Annotated in this window: 6 protein-coding genes; all 6 read left to right on the forward strand. The window is 72.4% G+C overall.

The genetic code is table 11. The features are described from left to right. Positions 1-164 precede the first annotated feature (164 nt). Positions 165-890 carry a peptidoglycan editing factor PgeF gene (gene pgeF, locus Q7T52_RS05775; protein ID WP_304800286.1) on the forward strand — a complete coding sequence of 242 codons (726 nt, stop codon included), beginning with the start codon at positions 165-167 and terminating at the stop codon, positions 888-890. A 1-nt stretch (position 891) separates the two neighbouring features. Beyond that, positions 892-1,593: a YggS family pyridoxal phosphate-dependent enzyme gene (locus Q7T52_RS05780; protein WP_304800288.1), complete on the forward strand. Its 702-nt coding sequence runs from the start codon at positions 892-894 to the stop codon at positions 1,591-1,593. A gap of 49 nt (positions 1,594-1,642) precedes the next feature. Continuing rightward, positions 1,643-2,188, forward strand: coding sequence for a cell division protein SepF (locus Q7T52_RS05785; RefSeq protein WP_304800290.1), 546 nt, complete (start codon positions 1,643-1,645; stop codon positions 2,186-2,188). A gap of 365 nt (positions 2,189-2,553) precedes the next feature. Continuing rightward, the gene (locus tag Q7T52_RS05790) at positions 2,554-2,841 is read left to right on the forward strand and encodes a YggT family protein (protein ID WP_304800292.1); all 288 of its coding nucleotides are present in this window, start codon (positions 2,554-2,556) and stop codon (positions 2,839-2,841) included. 195 nt (positions 2,842-3,036) lie between these two features. Next, entirely contained in the window at positions 3,037-3,807 is a 771-nt protein-coding gene (locus Q7T52_RS05795) for a DivIVA domain-containing protein (RefSeq protein WP_370692300.1), read from the forward strand. Positions 3,808-3,985: 178 nt separating this feature from the next. Continuing rightward, the coding region (locus Q7T52_RS05800; RefSeq protein ID WP_304800296.1) for a hypothetical protein at positions 3,986-4,456 on the forward strand (471 nt) is incomplete at its 3' end.

Consider the following 4,456-nt stretch of genomic DNA (forward strand, 5'->3'; position numbering starts at 1 on the left):
GCGAGAAGGTCACGGCGACCGCCGTACGCGCTCCCGAGGCGCAGCGCCCGGCGCTGCAGGGCTACACGCCCAGCCCGGCGCCCCGGCCCGCGGCCCGTCCGGTGCCGCTGGACGAGGACGACCTCGACGTGCCCGACTTCCTGAAGTAGAGGAGCAGCACCCGGGTGTACTCCCGACGCACGACCCACGGCCCCGTCGGCCGGGAGGTGGACCTCGCGTTCACCGACCGGTACGGCGGGGTCAGCGCTGCGCCCTACGACGAGCTCAACCTCGCGATCGCGGGAGGCGACGACCCGGCGGCCTGCGCACGCAACCTGCGGCTGGTCCTCGACGACTTCGCTCCCGGCGACGCCCTGGCCGACCTGCACCAGGTGCACGGCGCGGACGTCGTGGTGGCGCAGGGGCCGGTCGACGGGGCGCCGGCCGACGCCCTGGTGACCGACCGGTCCGGGGTCGTGCTGGTGGTGCGGGCGGCCGACTGCGTCCCGGTCCTCCTGGCCGACGCGGAGGCGGGCGTCGTGGGCGCCGCCCACTGCGGACGTCCCGGCCTCGTGGCGGGGGTGGTCCCGGCCACGGTGCGCGCGATGCGGGACCTGGGCGCCCGGGAGCTGACCGCCTGGGTCGGCCCGCACGTGTGCGGGGCCTGCTACGAGGTCCCGGCCGACCTGCAGGACGAGGTCGCGGCTGCGGTCCCCGCGACCCGCGCGACCACGTCGTGGGGCACCCCCTCGCTCGACCTCGGCGCCGGCGTCCGCGCCCAGCTCGAGGAGGCTGGAGCCCAGGTCGTCGACGTCGCCGCCTGCACCCGCGAGTCGCCCGACCTCTTCTCCTACCGCCGCGACGGCGCCGGCTCCGGCCGCCTCGCCGGCCTCATCCGAAGGGCGTCCTGACGTGACCGAGCGCAGTGACGAGATCGCGAGCCGCCTGACCGACGTACGCCGACGCATCGCCTCGGCCTGCGCCGACGCCGGGCGCGACCCCGACGAGGTCACCCTGGTCGCGGTCACCAAGTTCTTCCCGGCCTCCGACGTGCGCGTCCTGGCCGACCTCGGCGTCACCCACGTCGGCGAGAACCGCCACCAGGAGGCCGAGGCCAAGGCCGCCGAGTGCGCCGACCTCGGCCTCACCTGGCACTTCATCGGCGGCCTGCAGAGCAACAAGGCGGCCGCCGTCGCGTCCTACGCCGACGTCGTCGAGTCCGTCGACCGCGCCAAGCTCGTCACCGGGCTCCAGCGCGGCGCCCACGACCGCTCGCACGCCGTCGACGTCCTGCTGCAGGTCAGCCTCGACCCGCCCGACAGCGACGGCCGGTCGGGAGCCGACCCTGCCGCCCTCGACGCCCTGGCCGCCGCGGTCGACGACGCCGGGATGCTCCGGCTGCGCGGGCTGATGGCCGTCGCGCCGCTGGGGGAGGACCCCGCCACGGCGTTCGCGCGGCTCGCCGACCTCCGCCGCGACTTCGTCGCCGGCCGGCCTGGGGCGACCAGGCTGTCGGCCGGGATGAGCGGCGACCTCGAGCAGGCGATCGAGGTCGGCGCGACACACGTGCGCGTCGGGTCCGCGGTCCTCGGTTCGAGGCCCCAGGTGAAGTAGTGTCCGAGCAGGCTTTCAGCAGCAAACCGAGCGAGATGAGTGGTGTGGCATGAGCGGCGCGATGCGCAGGATCGGCGAGTACCTCGGCCTGCTCGAGGACACCGGACGCTACGAGGACGACCCCTACGGCTACGACGACTACGACGGCCAGACCCAGGAGACCGAACCGGTCCAGGCGGCCCAGCCCACCAAGGTCCAGCGTCGCCCCGAGCGCGTGGGCGGTGCACACCCCGCGCCGGTCGCCGACCTCGCCGAGCGCCGCCGTACGACGCCCACCGCGGTGCCGTCGCCGCCGCAGCAGACGGTCGCCGAGCTCTCGCGCATCGTCACGCTCCACCCCCGCACCTACAACGAGGCCCGCGTCGTCGGCGAGAACTTCCGCGACGGCACCCCGGTGATCATGAACCTCACCGAGATGGACGACAACGACGCCAAGCGCCTCGTCGACTTCGCCGCCGGCCTTGTCTTCGCCACCCGCGGCACCATCGAGCGCATCACCGCCAAGGTGTTCCTCCTCTCGCCCCCCAACGTCTCGGTCGCGGCCGAGGACAAGCAGCGGATCGCTGAGAGCGGCGCCTTCTTCAACCAGAGTTAGTTCTGATTGGTCGCGGACCGTCGGCCTCGAGCCGCCCAGCCCGCGTCTTCTGGGATCGCTGCCGCCTGCCTGGTACGGCGGGCGGGACCGGCTCGGGGGCCGCCGGCCGCGACGTGCGCCCGGTGGTTGCCTCTGAGTGTGGCCCGGGCGCCTTTGCCTGCTCGCCTCTTCTCGTGGGGTTGCACCGCCGGTCGGTCCGCCGGTCGGTCCGCCCACGGTGGTCGAGGAGGCTGCCCGCGGCCGTCTCGAGACCACTCGACCGCGACCGGCTCGCCCAGGTCGTTCGGCGAGGCGACTCCCGTGATCTCAGGCGATGCCCGATAGGCTCACCGCTCACCGACCCCTGACAGGCAGGACCGCTTCTCTTGATCGCCGCACAGATCCTCTACGGGCTGATCATGGTGTTCATCGGGTGCATGTGGATCCGGTTCATCGTCGACTGGGTCCAGGTCTTCGCGCGGTCGTGGAGCCCGCGTGGGGTGCTGCTGATCCTGCTCGAGGCCGTCTACTCCGTGACCGACCCGCCGATCAAGGTACTGCGCCGGGTCATCCCGCCGCTGCGGATCGGCAACTTCGCGCTCGACCTCAGCTTCCTGATCGTCTTCGTCGGCGCCTACATCGCCTCGCGGCTGGTGCTCAGCTACCTGCTGTGACCGTGGTCTCGGCGTCGTGATGGCATGGTTGCGGCGCGTCGACCGAGCCACCCCAGGCACACCTGGTCACACGTGCACCAGCCAGGCGCTAGGGTTCTCGGGATGCACCGGGCCCTCGGCCTGATCACCACCCCCGCACACCGACACGAACTCCGACAAGAATCGAGCCAAGTCATGCCGCTGACGCCTGAGGACGTGAGCAACAAGCGTTTCACGCCTGTCCGGCTCCGTGAGGGCTACGACATGGGCGAGGTCGACCAGTTCCTCGACGAGGTGGAGGCCGAGCTGGCCCGCCTGACCCGTGAGAACGACGACCTGCGCACCAAGCTCTCTGCTGCCCAGTCCGGCTCGCCGGTGTCGCAGTCCGCGCCCGTCACCTTCGACAAGGCCCCCGAGCCGCAGGCGCCCGCGCCGGTCGTGGCCCCGGTCGAGACGCCGGCCCCGACGCCGGCTCCGGCAGCTGCGGCTCCTGCCGCGGCCCCCGTGGCGGCTCCGGCCACCACCGAGGTGCAGACGATCCGGGTCGAGACCGTGCCCCAGGCGTCCAACGCCGCGGCCCGCCTGCTCGAGATCGCCACGCGCAACGCCGACGAGCTCGTCGAGGAAGCCAAGAACGACGCCGACAAGATCATCGGTGAGGCCCGCACCAAGGCCGAGCGGCTCGACAGCGAGTCCAAGACCAAGGCCGACCGCATGGAGTCCGACGCCCGCACCCGCGCGCAGATGCTCGACCAGGAGACGGCCGAGCGCCGTACCCAGCTCTTCGGAGACCTGGAGAAGGAGCGCGACAAGCTCAGCGTCGAGGTCGAGAACCTGCGCTCGTTCGAGCGTGAGTACCGGTCGCGTCTCAAGAGCTACTTCAGCCAGCAGCTCGAGGCCCTCGCCGGCGGCGGCGAGACCGAGCCCCAGGACGAGGCGCCCGCTCCCAAGCGGCTCCGCTCCATCCTGGGCGAGGAAGAGGCCTGAGCCCAGCTCGGCTCGGCGACGAAGCCCGCAGTCCGGACGGCCACCCCTCGGGGTGGCCGTCCGGCATTTCTACGTCCGGTGCGGGGTGGCTCGTTGAGACGCCTGTCACCAGCCGCTACCGTTCGTGCCGCCCGTGGCACCCCGCAGTGGCCATGGCACGAGGAAGGGCCACGGTCCGATGGTTCGCAGCACGAGCAAGCTCGCCCAGGTCGCCCGCAAGGCGTTGACCCGTACGCCGAGGACCGCCGCCTCGTCCACCAAGAAGGCCGCTGCTCCGGTCGAGAAGGCCGCTCCAGCGAAGAAGGCCCCGGCCCCGGCCAAGGCAGCCCCCGCGAAGAAGGCGGCTCCGGCGAAGAAGGCCCCGGCTCCGGCCAAGAAGGCTCCGGCCAAGAAGGCTCCGGCCAAGAAGGCTCCGGCCAAGAAGGCTCCGGCCAAGAAGGCTCCGGCCCCGGCCAAGGCAGCCCCCGCGAAGAAGGCAGCCCCGGCCAAGAAGGCAGCACCCGCCAAGAAGAAGGCAGCTCCGGCGAAGAAGGCCCCGGCCCCGACCAAGAAGGCTCCGGCCAAGAAGGCTCCGACCCCGGCCACGGCAGCCCCCGCGAAGATGGCAGCTCCCGCCAAGAAGGCAGCCCCGGCCAAGAAGAAGGCTCCC

This window comes from Nocardioides sp. (assembly GCF_030655615.1).
Taxonomy (GTDB): domain Bacteria; phylum Actinomycetota; class Actinomycetes; order Propionibacteriales; family Nocardioidaceae; genus Nocardioides.